This is a genomic window from Enterococcus sp. AZ170, from assembly GCF_050545135.1.
In the GTDB taxonomy this organism is placed as follows: domain Bacteria; phylum Bacillota; class Bacilli; order Lactobacillales; family Enterococcaceae; genus Enterococcus_L; species Enterococcus_L ureilyticus.
The window spans coordinates 1563437-1587080 of record NZ_CP172947.1; the positions used below are offsets into that span (position 1 = coordinate 1563437).

At 35.6% G+C, this 23644-nt stretch carries 20 protein-coding genes; 12 read left to right on the plus strand and 8 right to left on the minus strand.

The genetic code is table 11. The features are described from left to right. Window positions 1-3: 3 nt before the first annotated feature. Window positions 4-2421: a hydroxymethylglutaryl-CoA reductase, degradative gene (locus tag IGJ55_RS07565; RefSeq protein WP_430607969.1), complete on the minus strand. Its 2418-nt coding sequence runs from the start codon at window positions 2419-2421 to the stop codon at window positions 4-6. A 184-nt stretch (window positions 2422-2605) separates the two neighbouring features. Here IGJ55_RS07565 and IGJ55_RS07570 point away from each other — a divergent pair, with 184 nt between their 5' ends. The 3 genes from IGJ55_RS07570 (at window position 2606) to IGJ55_RS07580 (ending at window position 5745) form a co-directional block, all read left to right on the plus strand. After that, window positions 2606-3757, plus strand: coding sequence for a hydroxymethylglutaryl-CoA synthase (locus tag IGJ55_RS07570; protein ID WP_069641257.1), 1152 nt, complete (start codon window positions 2606-2608; stop codon window positions 3755-3757). Between the two features lie 619 nt (window positions 3758-4376). Beyond that, window positions 4377-4805: a MarR family winged helix-turn-helix transcriptional regulator gene (locus IGJ55_RS07575; protein WP_069641258.1), complete on the plus strand. Its 429-nt coding sequence runs from the start codon at window positions 4377-4379 to the stop codon at window positions 4803-4805. 34 nt (window positions 4806-4839) lie between these two features. Then, complete coding sequence (locus IGJ55_RS07580; protein WP_069641259.1) at window positions 4840-5745, plus strand: magnesium transporter CorA family protein; 906 nt, start codon at window positions 4840-4842, stop codon at window positions 5743-5745. A gap of 240 nt (window positions 5746-5985) precedes the next feature. Here the strand turns inward: IGJ55_RS07580 and IGJ55_RS07585 are convergent, their stop codons facing one another. Continuing rightward, the gene (locus tag IGJ55_RS07585) at window positions 5986-6642 is read right to left on the minus strand and encodes a DUF998 domain-containing protein (RefSeq protein ID WP_430607972.1); all 657 of its coding nucleotides are present in this window, start codon (window positions 6640-6642) and stop codon (window positions 5986-5988) included. 244 nt (window positions 6643-6886) lie between these two features. Here IGJ55_RS07585 and IGJ55_RS07590 point away from each other — a divergent pair, with 244 nt between their 5' ends. Next, window positions 6887-8335 (plus strand): DEAD/DEAH box helicase, encoded by a 1449-nt coding sequence (locus IGJ55_RS07590; RefSeq protein WP_430607974.1) that lies wholly within the window; start codon window positions 6887-6889, stop codon window positions 8333-8335. Between the two features lie 209 nt (window positions 8336-8544). On the opposite strand, the gene IGJ55_RS07595 is transcribed toward IGJ55_RS07590, so the two are convergent. Then, window positions 8545-9381 carry an oxidoreductase gene (locus tag IGJ55_RS07595; RefSeq protein ID WP_430607976.1) on the minus strand — a complete coding sequence of 279 codons (837 nt, stop codon included), beginning with the start codon at window positions 9379-9381 and terminating at the stop codon, window positions 8545-8547. Window positions 9382-9510: 129 nt separating this feature from the next. Between IGJ55_RS07595 and IGJ55_RS07600 the strand changes: the two genes are divergently transcribed. Continuing rightward, window positions 9511-9906 (plus strand): MerR family transcriptional regulator, encoded by a 396-nt coding sequence (locus IGJ55_RS07600; RefSeq protein ID WP_430607978.1) that lies wholly within the window; start codon window positions 9511-9513, stop codon window positions 9904-9906. A 128-nt stretch (window positions 9907-10034) separates the two neighbouring features. Beyond that, window positions 10035-11846, plus strand: a complete 1812-nt coding sequence (locus IGJ55_RS07605; protein WP_430607980.1) for a penicillin-binding transpeptidase domain-containing protein — start codon at window positions 10035-10037, stop codon at window positions 11844-11846. Between the two features lie 85 nt (window positions 11847-11931). Here the strand turns inward: IGJ55_RS07605 and efbA are convergent, their stop codons facing one another. Continuing rightward, window positions 11932-13653 carry a fibronectin-binding protein EfbA gene (efbA, locus tag IGJ55_RS07610; RefSeq protein WP_430607981.1) on the minus strand — a complete coding sequence of 574 codons (1722 nt, stop codon included), beginning with the start codon at window positions 13651-13653 and terminating at the stop codon, window positions 11932-11934. A gap of 386 nt (window positions 13654-14039) precedes the next feature. On the opposite strand from efbA, the gene IGJ55_RS07615 reads away from it, so the two are divergent. Continuing rightward, window positions 14040-14984, plus strand: a complete 945-nt coding sequence (locus IGJ55_RS07615) for a haloacid dehalogenase-like hydrolase (RefSeq protein ID WP_429949918.1) — start codon at window positions 14040-14042, stop codon at window positions 14982-14984. A 48-nt stretch (window positions 14985-15032) separates the two neighbouring features. Here IGJ55_RS07615 and IGJ55_RS07620 read toward each other — a convergent pair whose 3' ends face one another. Together IGJ55_RS07620 and IGJ55_RS07625 are read right to left on the minus strand one after the other, a co-directional pair. After that, entirely contained in the window at window positions 15033-16154 is a 1122-nt protein-coding gene (locus IGJ55_RS07620; protein WP_429949917.1) for a 5-methyltetrahydropteroyltriglutamate--homocysteine S-methyltransferase, read from the minus strand. Between the two features lie 19 nt (window positions 16155-16173). Then, the gene (locus IGJ55_RS07625) at window positions 16174-17292 is read right to left on the minus strand and encodes a 5-methyltetrahydropteroyltriglutamate--homocysteine S-methyltransferase (protein ID WP_430607983.1); all 1119 of its coding nucleotides are present in this window, start codon (window positions 17290-17292) and stop codon (window positions 16174-16176) included. A gap of 529 nt (window positions 17293-17821) precedes the next feature. Between IGJ55_RS07625 and IGJ55_RS07630 the strand changes: the two genes are divergently transcribed. The 5 genes from IGJ55_RS07630 to IGJ55_RS07650 all read left to right on the plus strand — a co-directional run bounded on the left by IGJ55_RS07630 (window position 17822) and on the right by IGJ55_RS07650 (window position 22232). Next, the gene (locus IGJ55_RS07630) at window positions 17822-18481 is read left to right on the plus strand and encodes a hypothetical protein (RefSeq protein ID WP_429949914.1); all 660 of its coding nucleotides are present in this window, start codon (window positions 17822-17824) and stop codon (window positions 18479-18481) included. Window positions 18482-18592: 111 nt separating this feature from the next. Next, a complete protein-coding gene (locus IGJ55_RS07635; protein ID WP_429949913.1) occupies window positions 18593-19180 on the plus strand; it encodes a GNAT family N-acetyltransferase in 588 nt (195 codons plus the stop codon). A 380-nt stretch (window positions 19181-19560) separates the two neighbouring features. Beyond that, entirely contained in the window at window positions 19561-20550 is a 990-nt protein-coding gene (gene trpX / locus IGJ55_RS07640) for a tryptophan ABC transporter substrate-binding protein (protein ID WP_429949911.1), read from the plus strand. A 12-nt stretch (window positions 20551-20562) separates the two neighbouring features. Further along, window positions 20563-21450 carry an ABC transporter permease gene (locus IGJ55_RS07645; protein WP_207121651.1) on the plus strand — a complete coding sequence of 296 codons (888 nt, stop codon included), beginning with the start codon at window positions 20563-20565 and terminating at the stop codon, window positions 21448-21450. Then, window positions 21447-22232 (plus strand): ABC transporter ATP-binding protein, encoded by a 786-nt coding sequence (locus IGJ55_RS07650; RefSeq protein WP_207121650.1) that lies wholly within the window; start codon window positions 21447-21449, stop codon window positions 22230-22232. The genes IGJ55_RS07645 and IGJ55_RS07650 overlap by 4 nt, the downstream gene beginning before the upstream one ends. 131 nt (window positions 22233-22363) lie before the next feature. On the opposite strand, the gene IGJ55_RS07655 is transcribed toward IGJ55_RS07650, so the two are convergent. Beyond that, entirely contained in the window at window positions 22364-22822 is a 459-nt protein-coding gene (locus IGJ55_RS07655; protein WP_207121649.1) for a threonine/serine exporter family protein, read from the minus strand. A 12-nt stretch (window positions 22823-22834) separates the two neighbouring features. Further along, entirely contained in the window at window positions 22835-23596 is a 762-nt protein-coding gene (locus IGJ55_RS07660; RefSeq protein ID WP_207121648.1) for a threonine/serine exporter family protein, read from the minus strand. Window positions 23597-23644: the final 48 nt, after the last annotated feature.

The window sequence follows — 23644 nt, forward strand, 5'->3', positions numbered from 1 at the left end:
AGATTACTGCCTTAAATCAGTTAAAAGGTTTAAAGCTTGTTCTTGATTCATCAAACCTATTTTTAGTTTTTCTGCAATGATATCGATTTCTGTCCCTTTTGCACCAACAGACATAGCCAAAGAACGAGCTTGTAAAGACATATGACCTTGTTGAATTCCTTCTGTGACTAAAGCACGCAATGCAGCTAAATTTTGTGCTAAACCAACAGCAGCTATTATCTCTGCTAACTCTTTTGCAGTCTTTACATTTAAGATGTCTAAAGCGGCTTGTGCTTTAGGTAATACACGAATTGCTCCGCCAACTGTTCCGATAGCCAACGGTAATTTAATTGTCCCTTTTAAGCCATCTTCTACAAGTTCCCATTGGCTTAACCCACGATAATTTTCTTTCACAGCATATGCATGAGCCGCTGCTGCAACAGCTCGAGTATCATTGCCAGTGGCTAAAACTACCGCTTCAATTCCGTTCATAATGCCTTTATTGTGGGTTGCAGCACGATAAGGATCTAGTTGAGCTACTTTTGAAGCTGCAGCAATCTTTTCTGCAATTAATTTTCCAGAAGCCAAATCTCCTGTTTTACTCAAACTAGCAAATGGAATGGTGCAAGTTGCTGTTACTAGTGATTCGGTTGCATAATTACTTAGGATACTAAATAGAATTTCCTCATCAAACCATTGACGGAATAGATTGGCTACGCCTTCTAAAATAGAATTTAGAATGTTCGCTCCCATCGCATCTTTTGTATCAACAAGTAAATCCACTGATAAATACCTATCATCTTCTGGAAACTGACGGACTTGAATTCGTTTTAAACCACCACCACGTTTTACAATAGAAGGATAGCTTTTTTCAGCTTGAATGAAAATTTCGTTAGAAGAGCGTTCGATGCGCTCTTTTATGACAGTGCCATTAGTAACGTTCATAAAGACGATTTGCCCTCTTAGTAGTCCTTCGGCAAGTTTACTTTGAATACCACCGTTTTTTCGCAACATTTTAAACCCATTGCTGCATGCGGCAATAACGGAGGGTTCTTCTGTTGCCATAGGGACTTGATAATGTTTATCATTTACTAAAACATCCGTAACAACGCCCATAGGCAACGCCAGTTCACTGATTTGATTTTCGATTAAGTGATTAGCAACATCTTCATCTAAAGACATATTTTCTAACTCTTGTCTGTTTTCTGGAGAGAGGTGTCCATTATCTTGTAAAAAAGTTAATCGTTCGTCTCTTGATAGTTGATAAAACTTTTTATCAGCTGTTTTTTTTTTAGGTCGTTCAATAAGCATCGCAAGCCCTAAACCGCCGCCAACGCAAAGCGAAGCTACACCATATTGCGTGTCCGTGTCTTCTAATTGGTGAGCTAAAGTCGAGACGATTCGAGCACCGGAAGCGCCGATCGGATGTCCTAAAGCAATGCCACCGCCCCAAATATTGAGTTTTTCTTCTGGAATTGCTAATTCATTTTGAACAACGATAGAAGAAGCAGCGAAAGCTTCATTGATTTCAAATAGATCAATATCTTTGACATTCATATTATTTCGTTCCAATAGGGACTGGATCGCCTTTATGGGTGAAATTCCCATTATACTTGGATCAATTCCGATTTCAGTCACATCTTTTATGATGGCAAGATAAGGAATATGATGTTTTTGTGCAAAAGCTTTTGAGGTCAGCAGCATTGCTGAAGCACCATCATTGATTGTCGATGCATTTCCAGCTGTGACTGAACCATCTTCTTTAAACACGGTTTTTAAGGTATTTAATTTTTCAAAAGTACTCTCTTTTCGAATACCTTCATCATGCTCAAAAACAGTACCCTCAATATTCAATGGAACGATTTCTTTCACAAATTTGCCGTCGGTTTGCGCTTTGGCAGCTTTTATTTGCGAGTGAAGCGCAAAGGTATCCTGCATTTCACGAGTAACATTAAATTGTTCTGCAACATTTTCTGCTGTCATTCCCATCGCTTTTCCACTAAATGCATCTGTTAAACCGTCTACAATCATAGTGGGAACAGGTTTCGAATAAGTATCATCTTCTTTATACGTGATAGCGGGAGCTGTTGTCATACTTTCTGTTCCGCCAGCTAAAACGACATCCGCTTCACCTAATTGAATCGCTTGTTTTGCTAAACTGAGCGCTTTCATTCCAGATCCGCAAACTTCATTTACTGTAAAAGCAGGGATTTCAAAACTTAATCCACTATTGATAGCAATTTGTCTTGCAGGATTTTGCCCATTTCCTGCTTGCAATACATTGCCAAAGACGACTTTTTTTATATGTTTTGCTACGTTTGTATTTCTTGTAAGTAACTCTTTTGTCACAACCGTTCCTAGCTCAACTGCTGATAATGATTTTAATTGTCCTCGATACTTCCCTATAGGTGTTCTCAAGGCGTCGATAATTACGATTTCCACGACGTCACCTCCAATATGAAATATACCATGGTTTGTGAAAAAAGAATACTCTATAAATCATAATAAAAAAACTTCTTAAATTCTTTAACAAATTTTAAATTATCCTTTTTTCTACCAATCTTCCTCGATTATATGATAAATTATAGGAGGTAATGAATGAGAATAATGACAAAGGAGATATAAAATGAACGTTGGCATAGATAAAATTAGTTTTTTTGTCCCACCATATTATGTGGATATGACCGATTTAGCATTAGCAAGAGAGGTCGATCCAAATAAATTCCATATCGGAATCGGACAAGATAAAATGGCTGTTAATAAAAAAACACAAGATATCGTGACCTTTGCTGCAAATGCTGCAAAAAATATTTTAACAGAAGAAGATCAAGCACAAATCGATATGGTAATCGTAGGAACGGAGTCTGGTATTGATGAATCGAAGGCCTCAGCTGTCGTTTTACATCGTTTGTTAGGGATTCAACCGTTTGCACGTGCATTCGAAATAAAAGAAGCTTGTTATGCAGGAACCGCAGCTCTACAATTTGCTTTAGCCCATATTCAACGTCATCCCAAAAGTAAGGTATTAGTAGTCGCATCTGATATTGCGAAGTACGGATTAGCTTCCGGTGGCGAACCAACTCAAGGAGCTGGGGCTGTTGCTATGTTAATCTCAACTAATCCAAGAATTTTGGAATTAAATGATGATAGTGTGGCATTAACACAAGATATTTATGACTTTTGGCGACCTGTGGGTCATGATTACCCGATGGTTGATGGACAATTGTCGAATGAAACCTACATTGAAGCTTTTCAAAAAGTTTGGGATGAATATCAAGAACGACATAAAAAGACAATCAAGGATTTTCAAGCACTAGCTTTTCATATACCTTATACAAAAATGGGGAAGAAAGCCTTATTAGCTGCGTTGGAAGCTGAATCATCAAAAGAACAAGAACGTATTCTAACAAAATATGAAGCAAGTATTACCTATAGTCGCCAAGTCGGTAATCTTTATACTGGATCTTTGTATCTTGGGTTGATTTCGTTGTTGGAAAATGGTCAGTTGAATGCAGGAGATGAAATTGGTCTTTTTAGTTATGGATCTGGTGCTGTAGCTGAATTCTTCAGTGGGAAACTTGTTGAGGGTTATGAAGAATATTTATTGACTGATCTTCATCAAAAACAACTAGATGAACGACAAATCCTGTCGATTTCAGAGTATGAAGAGATGTTCAATGACCATTTGGATATTAATTTAGATCAAGACTATGAAGATTCGCTTTTGTATAGTATTGTCTCTGTTTCAAATACAGTAAGATTTTATAGGGAAAAATAACTAATTTAGTAAAAAAGTCGATCGATAATGTTGCGTATTAAAGTGCTGTGAAAAACAGTCAATACGCTGCATTATCGATTTTTTATTACCAATCTAATTCGCAGTCAAGGGAACGACAGACTTCAATAAACTTATTATCAGGTTTTTGATCAAGAATGAGGGTGTCGATCGCTGCATAGGTTGAAAATGTAAAAAAATTTTTCTTATATGATTTAGAGAGATCGCTCATTAATATCGCAGTTTTAGCTTGCGAAATCATATTGTTCTTTAAATACCCACTTGTGATGAGTAAAGGACTTAAAATGTATCCACTTATAATTATTGTCTTGGTGTTGATCACAGGGCAGATGTTTGGATTAAATGGAATGATTGTTATTTTACCGGGGATAGCAGTATTATGGATTGATGATTATTCGTGAAAGTAAAAAAGAAAAAACAACCGTAGAAAAATAAGAGTACATGTTGTTTTATTAGAATTAAAAAAATAAATACGCAAGAAAAAATCAGAACATGATGCTTAAAATGATGTTTTGGTTTTTCTTTGAATAAATTCGATTATTAAATAGTTGTAAAATAAAGTGTTGTGTTTTAAACTGATAAGTGAGAGGTGATGATAATTATGATTTTTAATCTAGAAAGTTTAGCAGAAAGGATTTATCAACTTAGTATTTTGCAGCAAAATGAAGTCCTTACGCAATTAAAAAAGGTACAATTAAATAGTTTACAGGCTCGCAGCCTTACATATATTAGCCAATATCCTGGAACGATGCAGCGTGATGTAGCCATTTACTTAGGCAAAAAACAAGCAACGGTTACGAATATCTTAAAAGGATTGCAAGAAAGACAATTTATCTATCGTGAAATCCCTAAAGACAATGAACGACAAAAAAATATTTTTCTTACCAGAGAAGGAAAGCAAATCGTCAGTCAAGTAAATCAAATTTTTGAGCAATTAGATGAGAAGGTACGTAGTGGTTTGACGAAAGAAGAACAAAAACAGCTAAAAGAGAATTTACTCAAAGTTGAAAATCATTTTAAAGAGCAATAGTAGTTTTTTTTTAAATGACATTGGAGGTTTTTTTATGATGACAGAAAGACAATTCGGCAGTGGAGACAATTTTTGGGTCAATATCAATTCTGATCAAGTAGCGATCGATTCAGATTTATATAAGCAATATGGCATTGATAGTGAAATTATTTCTTATGCACTAGATAAAAATGAGCGCGCCCGTATCGAGTATAATAGTGAATTGAATGCATTTATTTTGATTTATAATGTTCCTCAAAATAAAAAGAGTGATAGCCATTATGAAGCAACACCAATGACATTTTTAATAAAAAATAACCAATTATTGACTATAACTAATCATCAAAATGTGTACATTACCCAATATATGGAGAAATTTTTGAATGATAATCCTGATATTTCTGTTTTTAAATTTCTTTTTTCAAGTTTATTTATGATTACTGACAAATTCTTTCCAGTAATAGAAGAGATGAACCGCGAACGAAATCATATCAATGATATGTTGAGAGAAAAAACATCCAAAAAGAATTTATTAGCATTGTCAGATGTAGAGACAGGTGTTGCGTATTTTATCTCCGCAACAAAACAAAATGCGGTTTTACTTGAACAAATAAAAACAAATGTTATTTTTCGGTCGCTCAATGAGATCGAAAAAGAACAGTGGGAAGACACCTTGATTGAAGCCAGACAACTTGTTGAGATGGCTCAATTGACTTCTCAAGTTTTACAGCAATTATCTGGAACATATAATAACATCTTGAATAATAATTTGAATGATACGATGAAAATTTTGACAATTCTTTCCATCTTATTAACAATTCCGACAATCGTGACAGGCTTCTTTGGTATGAATATGCCTCTACCGTTAGAGCATAATATTTTAGGCTGGGTGATAGCTATTGGTATAAGTTTGATTGGGTGGTTTGGTTTATCATTTATTTTGCGTCTTATTCTAAAGTAAAGATTTATTGTGATAGTTCAACTTAAAATGTAAATGTACTAGAATATGTGTGTTTTTTATATAATAATCGATTTGAAATAATTTTTAGTTATAAAATAAACTTGTAATGAACATAATGATGTGCTGTTGTTATGACAAAGAGATATAAACGGAAGATTCATTCTGGATAATGGGAAGTTGAGGACTAGATTCCGACAGAGAAGGTGGGAAAAGAAAAGACAATAAGACTTTAGCATGATGCTAAAGTCTTATTGTCTTTTGATTGTTTCTATATAGATTTTTAATAGCGACAAGAAAGAAAGGCAAATATAAAAAAAGTAAATTTGCTCGTTGCCAAAGTCCGCGATAGGGAATGTGCAATTGAGTTACAAGAGGGATTTTAGGTGCGGCAAATAAAAACATAAAAAAACAAGAGCAGAAAAAAATAACAATCAGGATTCTGACAAATAAATAATGATGCTCTAAAGTATAGAGCTTGATCAAAAAGAATGTCGCCATTAGTAGTGCAATAAAACCAACACCAGATAAGTAGTCATGAATGAGGGCTTCAACATCTAGTTGAGTCGTATTAGTTGTGCGATCAAAAATAGCTGTCACTAAGCAATCTCCAATAGAAAAAATAGCTATGGTGATACTCAACCATGTTGCTAGTGGCTTAGAAGTGTTGTTGAACCGTGCATAAAAGCTTGGAATCGTTAAAATAAATAGACTACCATCAACTAATTGCCAAACTTTAAAGACTAGTTTTACAGGACTTCCATCTTCACCAAAATCACTGATCAACATTGTTACTGGATTATAATTGGGGTAAAAATGAGCAAAAATCAAAGGGAATGTTAGTTCACTAATGATAACTAGAATCATAATACCGAATCCATATCTTTTTAAAAAATTCATGGAAAAACCTTCTTTTCTTTCAAACGTTTTAGTCAATTTTTATTATACTACAGACTTATTTTTTAAAGAACAATAATGATGTAAACCAAACAGGAAAAGACCGCTCCAGACTATTTAAAAAGATTAATTCAGCCTCTTGCAGTTCTACATCTTTTCGTGGATAATAAGGAGCTGAATCTAAATAGTAAAAATAGACGTTTCGTTAACATTAGTTTAAGCAATAAACGAAAAGAATGGGGAAACAATGAATAATATAAATTTTAGCAGCTATCCGCTAAGCGATGTAATCTTAAAAGCAATTTCTGATTTAGGCTACGAAATACCTACACCGGTCCAACAGCAAGTTATTCCAGCTGTTCTGGCTGGGAACGATGTTTTAGTTCAATCTCAAACTGGTAGTGGCAAAACGGCTAGTTTTGGCATTCCTTTGTGCGAAAAAGTTGATTGGATCGAGAATAAGCCCCAAATTCTTGTACTGGAACCGACAAGAGAGTTAGCACAGCAAGTGCAAGAAGACTTGATCAATATTGGTCGCTATAAACGGATCAAAGCAACAGCAGTTTATGGAAAAGCATCTTATGTAAAACAAAAGTCAGAGCTAAAGCAAAAAAGTCATATTGTGGTTGGAACACCTGGACGAGTATTGGATCATATTATCAAAGGGAGTCTCCCGCTTGAAAAAATCAACTGTTTAGTCATTGATGAGGCAGATGAAATGCTTAATATGGGGTTCATCGATCAAGTAAAAGAAATTATTGCGGCGTTACCAAAAATGAAAAATACATTATTATTCTCTGCAACAATGCCACAGACGATTGAACGTATGAGTATTGCCTATCTACATGAGCCAATCGTTGTAAAAATTGAAGCAACAGAGAAAACAACGCCTAAAATTCAACATGCTTTTTTAGATACCACAGATGAAAACAAACTGACCGCTTTAGAAGCTGTAACGATCATGGAAAATCCAGATACCTGCATTATTTTTGCTAACACACAAGAGAAGGTTAATGTTACCTATGATTTCTTAGTAAAGGCTGGATATCCTGTTGGCAAATTACATGGTGGCATGATGCAAGAAGATCGTTTTGATGTAATGGATGCGTTTAGAAAAGCTAAGTTTCGCTATCTTGTCGCAACAGATGTAGCAGCCCGAGGCATTGATATTGAGAATATCACGCATGTTATTAATTTAGATATTCCTTATGAAAAAGAAAGCTATATTCATCGTGTCGGTCGAACCGGACGTGCTGGCAAAGAAGGCTTTGCTTTAACGTTTGTAACCCCGAAAGAAGGCGCACTAAAAAGAGAAATCGAAACATTTGGCGAACTAACGATGACTCAAATTACCCTGCCCAATGCTAAGCTAGTTGCGCGCAGCAAATCTGCTTTTGAAGCGAAAATAACGACAAAACAAAAAATAAAACAGCCTAAAGCGAAACGAGTGAACGAAGAAATTACTAAAGTCTATTTCAACGGTGGGAAGAAAAAGAAATTACGTGCACTTGATTTTGTCGGGACTATTTCAAAAATTGAAGGAATCACAGCAGAAGATATTGGCATTATCACCATTCAAGAAAATGTAACCTATATTGATATCTTAAATGGCAAAGGACAACTTGTGATTCAAGCAATGAAAGAGCGGACGATCAAAGGAAAACAATTGAAAGTTCATGTGGCAAGAAAAAAATAATGCTACTAAGGTATTAGGTCGAGACAAAAGTATTCAGCTTATTGCCAAAGACCGTCAACTCTTAGAGCTCTAGCTCTTAGAAGTTGATGTAATCGAAGCACAGCGTAGTCTACTTATTTCTCGCCATTTATTCGGATATAGAGAGCGAAACAAAACTGATTTTTAGTTTTGTCCCGCTCTCTTCCTTTTTTATTCAACTATATAAAATATTAATAATCTGTTGTCATGGTTAAGGATTTCCAATTTTCAATATCTATTTGCGCTAGTTCTATTCTTCGATTAGCATGTAGATAGGCATCACTTCCTAATAAAAGGCGAAGAGGTGGTTCCAGTGAATTTTCAGTTATTTGGATCATTGCCTCAGCAGCTAATTCTGGATTGCCTGGTTGATGTCCGCTCAATTGTCTAAGACCATGAATATTTTTTCCAGCTGTCTTATCATAATCAGAAATGTTCCTCCTACTTTCTTTTGCTGATCGTCCAGCAAAATCGGTCTTAAAATCTCCTGGCTCAATCAACGTTACATGTATCCCTAATGGTAAGACCTCTTGGTAGAGCGACTCAGAGTATCCTTCAATTCCAAATTTTGTTGCATGATAATAACCAAATCCTGGAAAAGCGATGAGTCCACCAACAGAAGAAATATTTAAAATATGTCCTGTTTGTGCTGTTCTCATGTAAGGCAACACCTGATTTGTTACATTTGCTAAGCCAAAAAAATTCACATCAAATAATTTTCGCACTGCCATTTTGTCTGCCTCTTCAATCGAAGAAAAATACCCAATTCCAGCGTTGTTTACGAGTACATCGATATGACCGAAATACTCGATCGCACGATGTACAGCCTGTTTGATTTGGCTTTCTTTTGTGACATCTAATGGCAAAACTAAGATATCAGTTTCAGTTGTAAGATAATTCTCAATATCTTGGGTATTTCTTGCTGTAGCAACAACACGATAGTGATATTCCAATAATTTTAACGTAAGTGCTTTTCCTAATCCTGTTGATGCACCAGTGATAAACCAGACTTTTTCATTATTTTCCATGATGATTTCTTCCTCGAAATTATATTGTATTTGAGCGCGATAATGAACCTAATTTTCTCGTGCTCTAGTGACACTATAGCCCCTTAGAGTAACTCTCAGTCAACTAGCAAATAGAAAGAAGATGATAGAATGTACACAGTACATGACGTAGCTAAAAAGATGACTATTTCACCACATACGTTGCGCTTCTATGAAAATCAAGGATTATTCCCGCATGTGACAAGAAATCATGCGAACGTTCGTCAATTTTCAAATGAAGACTTGGAGTGGGTCAGGATTGTTCAAGCATTAAGATTGACTGGTATGAGCTTGTCAGAAGTGAAACGGTATATCATGCTTTGTGAGGCGGAAAATCCAACGATTGATGAACGCTCTCAACTTATTACAACACAACGAGAACGTGCAGAAAAAGAGTTAATAAACATCAAAGAAAAAATCAAAGTATTAGAAGAAAAAGAACAGTATTATCAAGACTTAGCTTTACAGGTAAGAAGAGATTACAGAAATCCTAAGCTAAAGTACTAAATTTACTTTTAGTGGGAGAATACTCTAATTTTTGTTTAAGATGAGTAGTGTGAATAAAAAAAAGCAGATAAAAGAGGTAAAATACAAAGGGATAATCATTTAAAAATAGAACTTGGAGATAAGCTAGAATGAAAAAAATAAAAGACTGGTTTGCGCATCATAATCTTTCTACAACTAAAAACCGAAAAAGAGTAGGGATCACTGTTTTATTTTTGACTATTCTGATTTTTGTACTATTTACGGTACGTTTATCTTCAATTTTAATAACTGGTAAAGTTGCTGGAACTACCCTTTCAGAAAAGACAAAAGATCTTTATGAAGTCCATGAAACATTGGAAGCTAAAAGAGGGACGATCTTTGATAAAGATGGGAATGTGTTAGTCGAAGACTCAAGTGCATTTTCACTATATGCTATTTTAGATAAAAACTATACTGATTTAGAAGGTAAAAAATTGTATGTACAAGAAAAGGATTGGTCGACAATCGCTGAAATTTTTGAAAAATATGTCAAAATTGATAAAGAGACAACACTAAAACAGTTAAGACCGAGTGTCAATGAGTCAGGGGAGCCTATAACGACCGTTGAATTTGGAACTAATGGTAAAAACTTGAACTTTGAAACAAAAAGGCAGATTCAAGAAGATCTAGATAAACAAAATATTTCAGGTATTTATTTTAGAGAAGAAAGAAAACGTGCGTATCAAGCAGGAAATTTTGCCTCCTTTTTTATAGGCTACACGCAACAAGACGATAAAGGCGATGAGCTGGGAGTTATGGGCATCGAGGAGGCTTATAATAATCAGTTATCAGGTGTCAATGGCTCTAGGAGTTACGAAATAAACTCTGCAAAAGGCGATGTAAAACCAGGAAGTGTGAAAGAGAAAAAGAAAGTTGATGGCAGTAATATCTACACGACATTAGATAGTAATCTTCAATTCTATTTGGAGGAGCTATTGGATGATGCTGCTAAAAATTATCAACCAGAGCATATCACCGCAACGTTGATGGAAGCTAAAACAGGAAACATACTAGCAACCGCTCAACGCCCCTCTTTTGAACTGGATACAAGAAACGGTGTCGATGATCCAAATTTCAAGTGGCGCAATATTATTGTTGAAGATGCCTTTGAACCAGGTTCGACAATGAAAAGTCTGCTGATGGCAACGGCCATTCAGGAAAATAAATTTGATGAAAACGAGCAATTTACTTCAGGCAGTATTAAAGTGGATGATGCGACGATTAATGATTGGAATAACGGTGTTGGTGCAGGGAACATGACCTTTAGACAAGGTCTTGCGTGGTCAAGTAATGTAGGAATGGTGACGCTTCAGGAACGCATGCCTGAACTGTGGCAAGACTATCTCACAAGGTTTGGCTTTGGCAAAAGTACTGATTTCGGCTTATCTGGTGAAGCGGCTGGTGAAATTCAGAATAAAACAACAGTTGATCGAGCGATGACGGCTTACGGACAAGGAATCTCAGTAACGCATTTACAAATGCTTCAGGCCTATACAGCAATTGCAAATGGTGGAGAAATGTTGAAACCGACGATTATCAATAAAATCGTAAACGCCAATGGCGAAGAAACAATGACACAACCAGAAGTTGTAGGCACACCAATATCACGCGAAACGGCTGATAAAATTTTAGAGTACATGAAAGATGTGACGATTGATCCTAAATTTGGTATGGGAAAAGAATATGCCATCGAAGGACTGAATGTTTCAGCTAAAACAGGAACAGCAGAGTTTTTTGAAAATGGTAGTTATCAAAAACAAGAATATTTACATTCTGTGGTTACGATTACTCCAACTGAAGAGCCAAAGTACATTTTTTATATGACGATCAAAAAGCCTGTATTACAAGGTGTATCAGCCAATAAAATCATTTCGGATGTGTCAAATAAACTAGTACAGCATGCAATGGCTGCTCGAAATTAGTTTAAAAAAGCTTCGAACTAAAGCACTTGTCGGCTTTGTTCGAAGCTTTAATTCTTGTGTTCATAACGAAATTGGCTGTTTCTTATCAATTAGAACGAAACGTTGTTGGATTACTTTCTTTTAGAGTCTCTAATAACTGTTCATCAGGGGTTACATAAAGTGTTTTTTGGTTCTCATAAATCACATATCCTGGTTTTGCGCCGTTTGGTTTGTGGACATGTTTGACTTGAACATAGTCAACTGGTACTTGAGCAGAAAGACGATATTTAGAATAATAAGCGGCAAGATTAGCAGCTTCCATCAATGTTTTATCAGAAGGTGCAGCATTTTTAATGATTACATGTGATCCAGGAATATCTTTTGCATGTAGCCAAACATCGGTTTTCTTTGCTGTTCTTAGTGTAAGCTGATCATTTTGCAGGTTATTCCGACCAACTAGAATTAAATCACCTTCACTTGAATAGAATTCTTCTGGTTTGCTCTTTTTTAATTGTTTTTGTTTTTTAGCACCACGTTTTTTTACATATCCTTGTTCGATCAATTCCTCACGAATCATCTCAATATCCATAGGACCAGCTATTTCTAATTGTGATAAGACAGATTCTAAGTAGCTGATTTCTTTAGTTGCTTGTTCAATTTGTCCATGAACGACTTTTACTGCATTTTTTAGCTTTTGATATTTTTGAAAATATTTTTGTGCATTTTGATTAGGTGTTAGAGCAGGATTTAATTTTATGGGTAATAATTGATCTTCCTCATAATAGTTTGGCAATTCAACGAACTCAGCGCCTTTAGGAACTTGAGCCATAAAGGTAGTTAATAGTTCACCATCGCGACGATAATTTTCAGCATGTTCTGTGTCAGCTAAGGTTTGTTGAAGTTTTACAACTTTACTTTGATTACGTTTTAATTCGTTTTCGATTTTATGGATCAATTCACCGCCTTGTTGTTTGACGCGGTCTTTTTCAGCTTTCCCACCATAAAAGACATCAAGTAACTCACTTAGCGTGTTAAAGGATTGTTGCTTTCCTTCAAGTGAAATGAAGGGAAGTGGGGTAAAGTATTCTTTTTTTGCAGCTATTGTCAATGTCGGTGCAACTTCGTTTTCAAGGGAGGCCCAAAAAGATTGCCATACAAGCATTTTTTCATTTGGATGTTCCTTTAAACGAAAGGCTAATTCATCGGCAGTGTCTTTCCCTAAGCCTTGAAATTGACTTTGTAAGTATTTCCCATTGATTTCACTGGTTTTAGAAAGAAGCTCAAAAACCTTTTCCTTACTTGCTGAGAAGGGATTTTGTTGTTCTTGTTTTGGTGGTTCGATGTATTCGACGCCAGGAAGCAAAGAACGATAACTATTTTGAGAGCTACCAATATGTTTGATGGCATCCAAGATTTTTCCATTTTCTTTATTCATCAACACGATGGTGCTGTGTCTGCCCATCAATTCAACAATTAGCACGATATTTTGCAAATCACCTAACTCATCTCGTTTTGTAAATGTAAAATGGATCACCCGATCATTCTCTACCTGATGAATGTGTTCTAAAATAGCACCTTCGAGAAACTTGCGTAACATCATCACAAAGTTAGGTGGTGTATCAGGATTCGCATAAGCAATTGCTGTCAATTGTACACGAGCATAACTAGGATGAGCAGATAAAAGTAATTTATGATTTTTTCCTTTAGAGCGGATCACTAAAACAATTTCATTTTCATACGGCTGATGAATTTTAGAAATTCGGCCAGCTACTAACTTCTCAGACAATTCTGAGATCATTCCATGAGTAAATACGCCATCAAATGACATAAACATCCCTCAATTCTATATACATAATAGTATTATTATAACGGAGTTCTTTTTAATTATAAAGGAAGTGGAAAAGAAAAGTCATAGAATGAGAGTTTATTTCATTTGATACATAAATGACTGCGCTTTCCTGTTGTTTTTAGTATAATAGAGTTAAAGTAATTTATTTATTCTTTTAAAGGCTATCCTTTTTGGAATATAGTTTCCTATTTTTCAGTCAGAACTAAACGAGCCCATTACGCTTTTATGTTATCTAGCTGCATGGGCTAGTTCTTCGGAAAAAAGAGAAGCTAAAAAGGAGGTAAAAAACACCTCAATTTTAGTTTCCTATTTTTCAGTCAGAACTTAAAGAGCCCATTACGCTTTTAAAATAAGGAGGAGTCAATATGGTCAAGCGGTTAATTAGTGCAAGTTATAGTGAAGTGGCAAAAATGACGGGTGAAGAGTTGAAGCAGTCGATTAAGGCAAGTGAGGGGCGGACGATTTTATCTGAAAATGTTGTTGTAGCTTCTCCCCAAGCCGGAGATATCAGTAATGCGGAGGTTGCAGCGGCATTTGGCGCGGATTTGATTTTATTAAATGTTTTTGATTGTTTTAATCCAATCGTCCAAGGAATTCCCGGGATGTCTATGGAAGAGATCATGACCTATTGGCAAAATCCAGAAAAAAATAAAATCAACCCTATACCGATCTTGAAAGAATTAGTGGGACGTCCGATTGGTGTGAATTTAGAACCAGTAGATGATTCATCTACCATGTTCAGCGAAAAATTGACCATCAGCAATGGCCGGACAAGTTCAAAAGAAACTATTCAAAAAGCTGAAAAAATGGGGATCGATTTTATTTGTTTGACAGGAAATCCAGGAACCGGTGTAACGAATTTAGAAATCGCTAAAGCTGTGAAAGTTGCAAAAGAACATTTTTCTGGTTTGATCATTGCTGGGAAAATGCATAGCGCAGGCTCAGATGAACCTGTCGTTTCTACAGAAGCAGTAGAAGCGTACGCTAAAGCTGGAGCTGACATCTTATTATTGCCAGCTGTAGGAACTGTTCAAGGCTTTACGGAAGCGGATATGAAAGAAGCCGTGGCAATTGCTAAAAAGTATGATTTGTTAACAATGTCAGCAATCGGAACAAGTCAGGAAAGTGCAAGCAAAGAAACGATTCGCCAAATTGCATTGACAAATAAAATTTGTGGCGTAGATATTCAACATATAGGAGACGCTGGTTATGGCGGACTAGCACCTGCAGAAAATATTTACGAAATGTCTGTTGCAATTCGAGGAATGCGCCATACCATCAATCGCATGGCTCGTTCAGTTAATCGATAAAATAACAAAAAACAAGAAGCTGGTTTGCACCAAACTTCTTGTTTTTTGTTATGCATCTTGCCAAACACGTTTAGCGGTATCAACAACTAGTCTGACTTTGGCCCATTGCTCGGCTTCAGTCAGATGATTTCCTTCTTCAGTAGAAGCAAATCCGCATTGTGGAGACAGACAAAGATTTTCCAATGGGATAAAGGGGGTTGCTTCATTAATTCTGTTGATTAAACCTTCTTCTGATTCTAAAATAGGAAACTTGGAAGTTATTAACCCTAAAACTACTTTTTTTGTAGGATTATTTTTAAAGATTTGCCCTAACGGTTCAAATCCACCAGAACGATCATCATCGTATTCTAAGAAATAGCCATCGATATTTAATTGGGCTAGATAAGTAGCAACATGATCATAAGGTCCAGCGATGGCCCAATCAGATTTATAATTACCGCGACAAACATGCATGGTAATGATTAAATCATCCGGTAGTCCTTTAAGTAACTGGTTAATAACAGTAACGCCGGCTTCACATTGTTGATGCCAATGCTTGATTTCTTCTTCTGATTTAGCATTTTCGATAAATCCTGTATACATTCCCCAAGAAGTATCATCCAATTGAAGATAACGACAACCTAGATCGTAAAATTTTTGGATAGTTTTATGATAGGCTGTGGCTAAATCATCAATAAAAACTTTTTCATCTGTGTAACTCGCATAAGTAAAAGTATCACTTTTTCGATTAAAAAGTAGTGTGGGTGAAGGAATTGTCGCTTTAGGTATGATTCCTTCTGGTGTATGCTCCTTTAAGAACGTGAAAGCTTCAAAAAAGGGATGATCTGGGTTGAAAGTGACTTTATCTGATATCTGATATGAAGCAGCTCTAGTTTCTACTTGATTGAATTGATAGCCATGCTCAGGTATGAGTTGATCAACACCATTCAATCCCCATAAAAAATCTAGATGCCACCAGCTACGACGAAATTCACCGTCTGTCACAGCCTTCAAACCATTGTAGACTTGTTTGTTGATCAGTTCAATAATTGCTTGGTCTTCGACTGATTTCAGCTCAGCCACAGAAATTGTTTGCTTTAGAAAATTTTCTCGAGCTGTTTTTAGTGCATCAGGGCGTAAGAAACTCCCTACTTGGTCGTAGCGAAATGGAATATCTTTGATAGCGGTCATGTTATTACCTCCTTTTTATTTAAGCATCTTGCCAAACTGTTTCAGCCACGGTTTTTAAAAGTTCGATTTTTTGCCATTGGTCGTCCTCAGTTAAGTGATTGCCTTCGTGAGTTGAGGCAAATCCACACTGTGGCGATAAACAAATTTGCTCCAACGGTACAAATTGAGCAGCTTCGTTGATTCGTTCAACAAGCATGTCTGAACTTTCTAGTTGACCATTTTTTGTTGTAATCAATCCTAGAACAATTCGTTGGTCCTTTAATTCTTTCAGAGGCTCAAAGCCGCCAGAACGTTCATCATCATATTCTAAGAAAAAACCGTCAAAGGCATCGATTGAAAATAAATTTTTAGCGATTTTTTCATAAGAACCATTATAAAGCCAATGGGATTGGAAATTTCCTTTACAGAAGTGGAAGGTAACAGCTAGATCAGCAGGTTTGTTTGCTAAAGAGTTTTCAGTTACTTCTTGAAAATCAGTTAATAGTTGATCAGCATCTAAGCCATTCGCTTTAATCATTTCACGGAATCGATCATCGAATAAACCACCCCAACTTGTATCATCCAGTTGTAAATAGCGACAACCCGCATCATAAAAAGCTTGGATCGCATTTTGGTATGTTTGGATCAAATCTTTTTTGAATGCTTCTAATGAATCATAGATTGGTTGTTCATTGTATTGCTTTGATAAAATCAAGGAATCCAAGAAAATCATATTTGGCCCCGGAATTGTTTGCTTCGCTAAAGCGGGTGAAGCATATTTTTGTGTAAAGCGAAAGTGCTCAAGGAAAGGATGATTGTCAGAAAACGATAGAGGACCACTAACGTATGTCCCTTGAGCTTCCGTAGTTAAACCAAAGGCAGTTGTTTGGAAATCATAAACAGTAATACCATTTAAACCAGCAATAAAATCTAAATGCCACCAACGACGGCGAAATTCACCATCAGTTACAGCGTAGAGTCCAGCTGTCTTTTGTTTTTCAATTAATTCGATAATCGCTTTATCTTCTACTTTGGTTAATTCTTCCTTAGAAAGATCACCGTCGGCGAATGCAGTACGTGCATTTTTTAAGTGTTCTGGTCGTAGAAAGCTGCCTACGATATCGTAACGAAAAGGGATTTTTTTGTTGCTGTTTGGCATAATATTTCCTCCATTTTTTAGTCAGATTTAGTTGAAAATAAAAAAAGCCCTCTACTTTTTTTTGCAAAAGTAAAGGACGACTGAGCGTGTTACCACCTTTATTCAAAAATCTCTCACAAGATTCTTCTCAATGAGTACAAATCTATTTAATCAATACTCGGACGCTGTATTGGGCGTTCCCAAACTTGGCTGTACAGTGTTGACCAAGATTTACTTAAAGACCATCTTCCTGTTTTTTCAAATTACCTCTTTTCAGCTACCGAGACTCTCTAATCAACTTTCTAAAACAGTACTCTTCTTTTCATTGTATTTTAATATATTTATCATTAATGAAAGTATAGGATAGCGCATCCGTTTTGTCAACAGGTGAATGAATCAATCATAATATTATTGTTTTTTAATATTTAGGTGTATATAAGTAGAAAAATATCCTTTTTTTATTAAATATCAACTGCTCATTGTTTGTTATACTAGGCAAAGGAATCAACTACTAGTATAATAAGAGTATAAGTTGTAGAGGAGCAGACCCATGAAGAAGAATTTTGTTGATGTTAAAGATGATTTTGTAGCATCTATAAACAAACAGAAAAAACTGAGTGCGATTATTTTAGTAGTGCTTGTTTTATTTATTATTAGTCTATTTATAGTGGTGCCTAAAGTACAGGCTAATATTCGATCATCTGAGATCAACTCTTTAGTAAATCAAGAAAGGCTTACTAAAAAAGCCAATTATTTAGAGGCGAAAACAGCTGATAAAACAATTAGTGAAAAGACTGCAATGACTGTTTTATTTTCAGTACCAAGTGGGAAAACATACGAAAATGTCATCGCTGTTTTAAAAGATTCAAATCAAATGAAAGAATTTAATCATAGTATTTATATTTATCCAATTGTTTATGAAGCCGAAAAAATTGAAAAAAAATATAATATCAAAAAAAATGAAGTCACGATTCTTTTCTTTGAAAATGGGAAAGAAAAAAATAGAATCACCGTGGATGAAAGTTTAGACACTAAAACAATGTTGATTCCTGCTTTAAATCAGTTGCCATTGTCTGGTGTAGGGCAAAGCGTTCAACCTCCTACAACAACTTCAACAGAAGAAACAACAGAAACAACAAAGGAAGATCAAACCATCAATGAAGAAACAGTGGATGATCCGAATACAGAAGCTGATTCTATAGTGCAATAAATCAATTTTGGAAAGAAGGGCTTGATATGAAAGAATTTATTTTATTCAGTTTATTGGGACTTTTTACAATGAAACCTAGATTGCAACGTGTATACGTAAGAAGTGAACGACGTGACAAGTATTAAATGGCGGACTTTAGCGACTGACTTAATAAGAAAGAGGACTCAGCCTAAAACTGAGTCCTCTTTCAAACGTAATAGGTCTAAAAAAATTCAAATAACAGAAAAAATCTATTTAATCCCCTTTGATAAGCTTCGTAAAGAATCATTAAAATGGTATCAAGATCCAGAGAGTATGTATCATATCGTGGGTGCTAAAATCACGTATTCAGAAGAACAAATTCAACAAATGTATGAATGGCAAGATGAGCATGGGTTACTTTATTACATTGAATATAAAAACGGCGACCTTGTTCAAATAATCGGTGATGTCTGGCTAGCAAAAGATGATTATGCCATTGTGATCGATCAAGCGTTTCGCAATCGGCATATTGGACGGGCGGTCACAAAATACTTTATCTACAAATCAAAAAAATTAGGTAGAGAATTTATCATGGTAAGTGAAATTTTTGATTGGAATAAAGCATCTAAGCAAATGTTCACAAGTTTGAATTTTTATCCGTTCAAAGAAAATAAAGATAGTTGGAGCTATCGAAGACAGTTGAAAAAGAGCAAAAGAACCAGTGAAGAGTCAAAATAATTTCTATTTAATACATTTTTAGACTTGACGAATAAATTCTCTATAGTGTACACTTGCTGTAACAGAAAAAACTTGTAGGAGTGATTACATGAACCAACTATCAAAACCAATTAGCAAATTGAATCATTCATGGCAAAACTGGCGTAGATAGTTGTATGTATGAGACTCTCATAGATACAACTTTAGAAGATGATTTCTAAATTTTGTATCTATGTCGGTATATTAAAGCTGTATTTTTGACCGCATAGATGATTAGTCTATGCGGTTTTTGTTGAAAAGACAACGACTGCTCCTTTTTAGGAATTGTCGTTGTCTTTTTTTAATACTTTCATACAGAGCTAAAGAAGCCAACTACGTATTCACATTTAGGAGGAGAATTTATGAGAAAAAATCGTTTATCATTTGTTGTAGCAATTATTGTTATTTTTTTAATTGGTTCATTTTTTTTCGAAAAAAAAGAGACGTTCAAAGAGGAGTTGCCAACCGTTGGTGTACTGCAATTTGTTAGTCATCCTGCACTGGATCAAATCTATAAAGGCATCCAGACGGGGTTGAAAGAAGAAGGCTATGAAGATGGTAAGAATATAACCATTGCTTTTCAAAACGGACAAGCTGATCAAAGTAAATTAGCTACGATGAGTCAACAATTAGTGCAAGAAAAAAAATCTAATGTCTTGATAGGAATCGCTACACCAGCAGCACAAGCTTTAGCTAATACAACTTCTGAAATCCCAATCGTTCTTGGTGCGATTACTGATCCGGTTAGTGCTGGACTTGTAAAAAATGATCAACAGCCTGGTGGCAATATAACGGGTGTCAGTGATAAATCACCAGTTGATGCACAATTTGAGTTAGTAAAAGAAATTTTGCCGGAAAGTAAAAAGGTCGGTATATTATATGCTTCATCTGAAGAAAATTCTAAGTATCAGGTTGAGGAAGCAAAAAAAATTGCTGAAAATCAAGGATGGAGTGTTAAGACCTATGCAGTCCCTTCCAGTAATGAAATTGCGCAAACAGTTCAAGTCATGACAAGTGAAGTCGATTTTATTTATATTCCCACTGATAATACGATTGCCAATGCAATGCAGACGGTTGTGAATGAGGCAAATAAAAGCAAAACACCCATTATTCCATCCGTAGATACGATGGTTGAACAAGGTGGACTTGCTACTGTTGGAATCAATCAATTTGATTTGGGTATACAGACAGGTAAAATGGCGGCTGATATTTTATCAGGAAAAGCCAAACCTGCAACAACGCCAATTTATACATTTAAAACGGGAGATATTATCATCAACGAAAAACAAGCTGCTAAATTAGGAATTTCAATTCCTGAAAATATCAAGTCAAAAGCAACGATTATAGAATAGGGAGAGGATCAAATGATTGTTTCAGCGATTGGACAAGGAATGTTATGGGCAATATTAGGGTTAGGGATTTTTATGACATATCGTATATTAAATTTTCCGGATATGACAACAGAGGGGTCATTTCCTTTAGGTGGTGCAGTTTGCGTTACGGCAATTACATCCGGTATCCATCCGATTTTAGCAACATTACTAGGTGTTTTAGCGGGGATGTGTGCAGGTTTAGTAACAGGTTTACTATTTACTAAAGGAAAAATTCCCGTAATCTTAGCGGGGATTTTGGTTATGTCAGGTTTGAATTCTGTTATTCTTTATGTGATGCAAACACCAAATTTATCTTTATTGAATAAACCAAAAATTCAAGATTTCTTTTTACAACTAAACTTACCTAATTATTATGATATTATTTTTTTAGGTGTGATTGTTTTAGCCATCATCATCAGTTTACTACTGTTTTTCTTTAACACGAATTTAGGTCAAGCATATATTGCAACTGGAGATAACGAGCATATGGCCCGTTCGATCGGAATCAAGACGGATTCTATGAAAATATTAGGGTTGACATTATCAAATGGTGTCATTGCATTGTCTGGGGCGCTAATTGCACAAAATGATGGCTACGCGGATGTCAATAAAGGAACTGGCGTAATTGTCATTGGTTTGGCTTCCATCATTATTGGAGAGGTCCTCTTTGGTGAACTGACATTTGCTGAACGTCTTGTGGCAATTGTCGTAGGAAGCATCATTTATCAACTACTTATTTTGCTTGTCATTAAACTGGGCTTCGACACAACGTATTTAAAAATCTTTTCAGCAGTGATATTGGCGGCATGTTTAATGATTCCACAACTAAAAAAAGCATTGAATCTTCACTTTTTACCACAAAAGGAGGCAGACAAATGAGTACAGTGTTAGAGCTTAAAAATGCGACAAAACAAATTGATAATGGCTTAAATGAAACAAAACTGATTTTGAATCATGTAAATTTAAAAATTGCACAAGGTGAATTTGTCACGGTACTTGGTGGGAATGGTGCGGGGAAAAGTACGTTATTTAATAGTATTGCAGGAACTTTGGACCTAAGTGAAGGGGAGCTTTTTATAGACGGTCAGAATATTACAAATTATTCTGAAGAAAAGCGCGCAAAGTACTTTTCTCGAGTGTTTCAAGATCCAAAAATGGGAACGGCCCCAAGGATGACAGTTGCAGAGAATTTATTATTAGCATTACATCGAGGCAAAAGACGAGGGTTACGTTTACGAAAGCTGAATGAAGAAAGAACTTTTTTTACAAAGATTTGTAGTGAAGTTGGCAATGGTCTGGAAAATCATTTAGATACGCCAACTGGAAATCTATCAGGCGGACAAAGACAAGCTTTAAGTTTATTGATGGCAACGTTGACCAAACCCGAGCTATTACTTTTAGATGAGCATACAGCTGCGTTAGATCCTAAAACATCAAAACAGTTGATGCAACTGACAGATCAACGAATCAAAGAAGGTCAGTTGACCTGTTTGATGATTACGCATCGTATGGAAGATGCACTACACTATGGCAATCGTTTGATCGTCCTACAAAAAGGAAAAATTATTAAAGATTTAAATAAGGCAGAAAAAGAAAAACTAAGCTTACAAGATCTATTATTATTCTTCGAAGAAGCAGCTGAAGAAATTTCGGTTGATTAAAAAAGGCGAGATAAAAGCGTTTAGCTCCGAAGGATTTACTTTTTCCGCGCTGTTTATTCGAATTTAGAGCGCGAAACAAAACTGACCTTTAGTTTTGTCTTGCGCTCCTGCTTTTTTTTTCTGTTTTTATCTTATGAATTATTGATTGTCGATCTATTTTTATCAAAAAATTTTTTCAATAAACGTTCAACGATACCAGTCACCATAAAACCAGCAGCAATTGCACCGGCTGTCAGGATTACTTTGATGATCGAGTGAAATCCTCCAACATAATCACCTAAAACGATGCTTCTAACTGCTTGATAGGCAGCTCCACCAGGTACTAATGGAACTAAGCTGGGAATATTAAAGATCGTCATCGGCATTTTTTTTCTACGTGAAAAATAAATACTTAACAAACCAATACCAATAGCACCCAGAAAATTAGCAAAAATTTCTCCTGCTTCCAAATTTTTCGTGAACCAAAAAATCATCCAGCCTACAGCACCAGTGAGGCCGCAAGCGTTTAAAACTTTTCTAGGGACATTTGTAACAATTCCAAAGGTTACCGTACTCAGATAACTAAATAAGCAATGTATAATAACTTCCACAGAATTTTCTCCTTACATAAATAATTTAAACACAATGGCGATCCCAATCCCAATCGAGCCGGCCACAAAGATGGCTTCGGTGGCTCGTGCAGTTCCACTCAAAAGATGGCCGGCTAAGATATCTCTAAACGAGTTTGTAATAGCTACTCCAGGCACAAGTGGCATGACGGCACCGATAATAATATTATCGATATTTTCAGCTACATGAAACTTTACTGCTAGATAAGCTAAAAATCCAATTGAAAAAGCCGCAAGAAAATCATCTAAAAACTTGATATTTAACCACTCTTTAGTAAAAAAAGCTACACTAAAACCGATCATACCGATGAAAAAAGTAGCGAAAAAATCATTCCAAGTACCACCAAATATATACATCAACATACAGCTGACCACTCCTGCTGAAAGAATTTGCAGAAGAGTAGAATAAGTGGGTGCTTCATGAGTGATGTTTTTTAGCTTTCGATTAAGTTCTTCCAATGTAATTTCTTTGTTAGCAAATTTTCGGGAAAGGTCATTAACGATCGCAACATTTTCTAAATTGATACTTCGTTCTGTAACATTTTCTAATTGGGTATAATTACTAGAACGAAAGCCCATAAAAAGTCCTGTCGCTGTAACGTAGCTGACACTTTCTTTTTGACCGGCATTTTCAGCAATACGATTCATCGTATCTTCAACTCGATATACTTCAGAGCCACTTTCGGTCATGATTTTTCCAGCCATTAAGCACGTATCTAAAATAAGTTGTATTGTTGATTGTTTATCTGTTCTCATAATAAAAAAACTCCTTACCCTAAAGGTTACAATAAGGTTAGTGTATCA

Bases quoted from the DNA above. Each gene is read 5' to 3' on its own strand.
- IGJ55_RS07570 (WP_069641257.1), top strand. From the start codon at position 2,606: ATGAACGTTGGCATAGATAAAATTAGTTTTTTTGTCCCACCATATTAT.
- IGJ55_RS07575 (WP_069641258.1), top strand. From the start codon at position 4,377: ATGATTTTTAATCTAGAAAGTTTAGCAGAAAGGATTTATCAACTTAGT.
- IGJ55_RS07580 (WP_069641259.1), top strand. From the start codon at position 4,840: ATGATGACAGAAAGACAATTCGGCAGTGGAGACAATTTTTGGGTCAAT.
- IGJ55_RS07585 (WP_430607972.1), bottom strand. From the start codon at position 6,642: ATGAATTTTTTAAAAAGATATGGATTCGGTATTATGATTCTAGTTATC.
- IGJ55_RS07590 (WP_430607974.1), top strand. From the start codon at position 6,887: ATGAATAATATAAATTTTAGCAGCTATCCGCTAAGCGATGTAATCTTA.
- IGJ55_RS07595 (WP_430607976.1), bottom strand. From the start codon at position 9,381: ATGGAAAATAATGAAAAAGTCTGGTTTATCACTGGTGCATCAACAGGA.
- IGJ55_RS07600 (WP_430607978.1), top strand. From the start codon at position 9,511: ATGTACACAGTACATGACGTAGCTAAAAAGATGACTATTTCACCACAT.
- IGJ55_RS07605 (WP_430607980.1), top strand. From the start codon at position 10,035: ATGAAAAAAATAAAAGACTGGTTTGCGCATCATAATCTTTCTACAACT.
- efbA (WP_430607981.1), bottom strand. From the start codon at position 13,653: ATGTCATTTGATGGCGTATTTACTCATGGAATGATCTCAGAATTGTCT.
- IGJ55_RS07615 (WP_429949918.1), top strand. From the start codon at position 14,040: ATGGTCAAGCGGTTAATTAGTGCAAGTTATAGTGAAGTGGCAAAAATG.
- IGJ55_RS07620 (WP_429949917.1), bottom strand. From the start codon at position 16,154: ATGACCGCTATCAAAGATATTCCATTTCGCTACGACCAAGTAGGGAGT.
- IGJ55_RS07625 (WP_430607983.1), bottom strand. From the start codon at position 17,292: ATGCCAAACAGCAACAAAAAAATCCCTTTTCGTTACGATATCGTAGGC.
- IGJ55_RS07630 (WP_429949914.1), top strand. From the start codon at position 17,822: ATGAAGAAGAATTTTGTTGATGTTAAAGATGATTTTGTAGCATCTATA.
- trpX (WP_429949911.1), top strand. From the start codon at position 19,561: ATGAGAAAAAATCGTTTATCATTTGTTGTAGCAATTATTGTTATTTTT.
- IGJ55_RS07645 (WP_207121651.1), top strand. From the start codon at position 20,563: ATGATTGTTTCAGCGATTGGACAAGGAATGTTATGGGCAATATTAGGG.
- IGJ55_RS07650 (WP_207121650.1), top strand. From the start codon at position 21,447: ATGAGTACAGTGTTAGAGCTTAAAAATGCGACAAAACAAATTGATAAT.
- IGJ55_RS07660 (WP_207121648.1), bottom strand. From the start codon at position 23,596: ATGAGAACAGATAAACAATCAACAATACAACTTATTTTAGATACGTGC.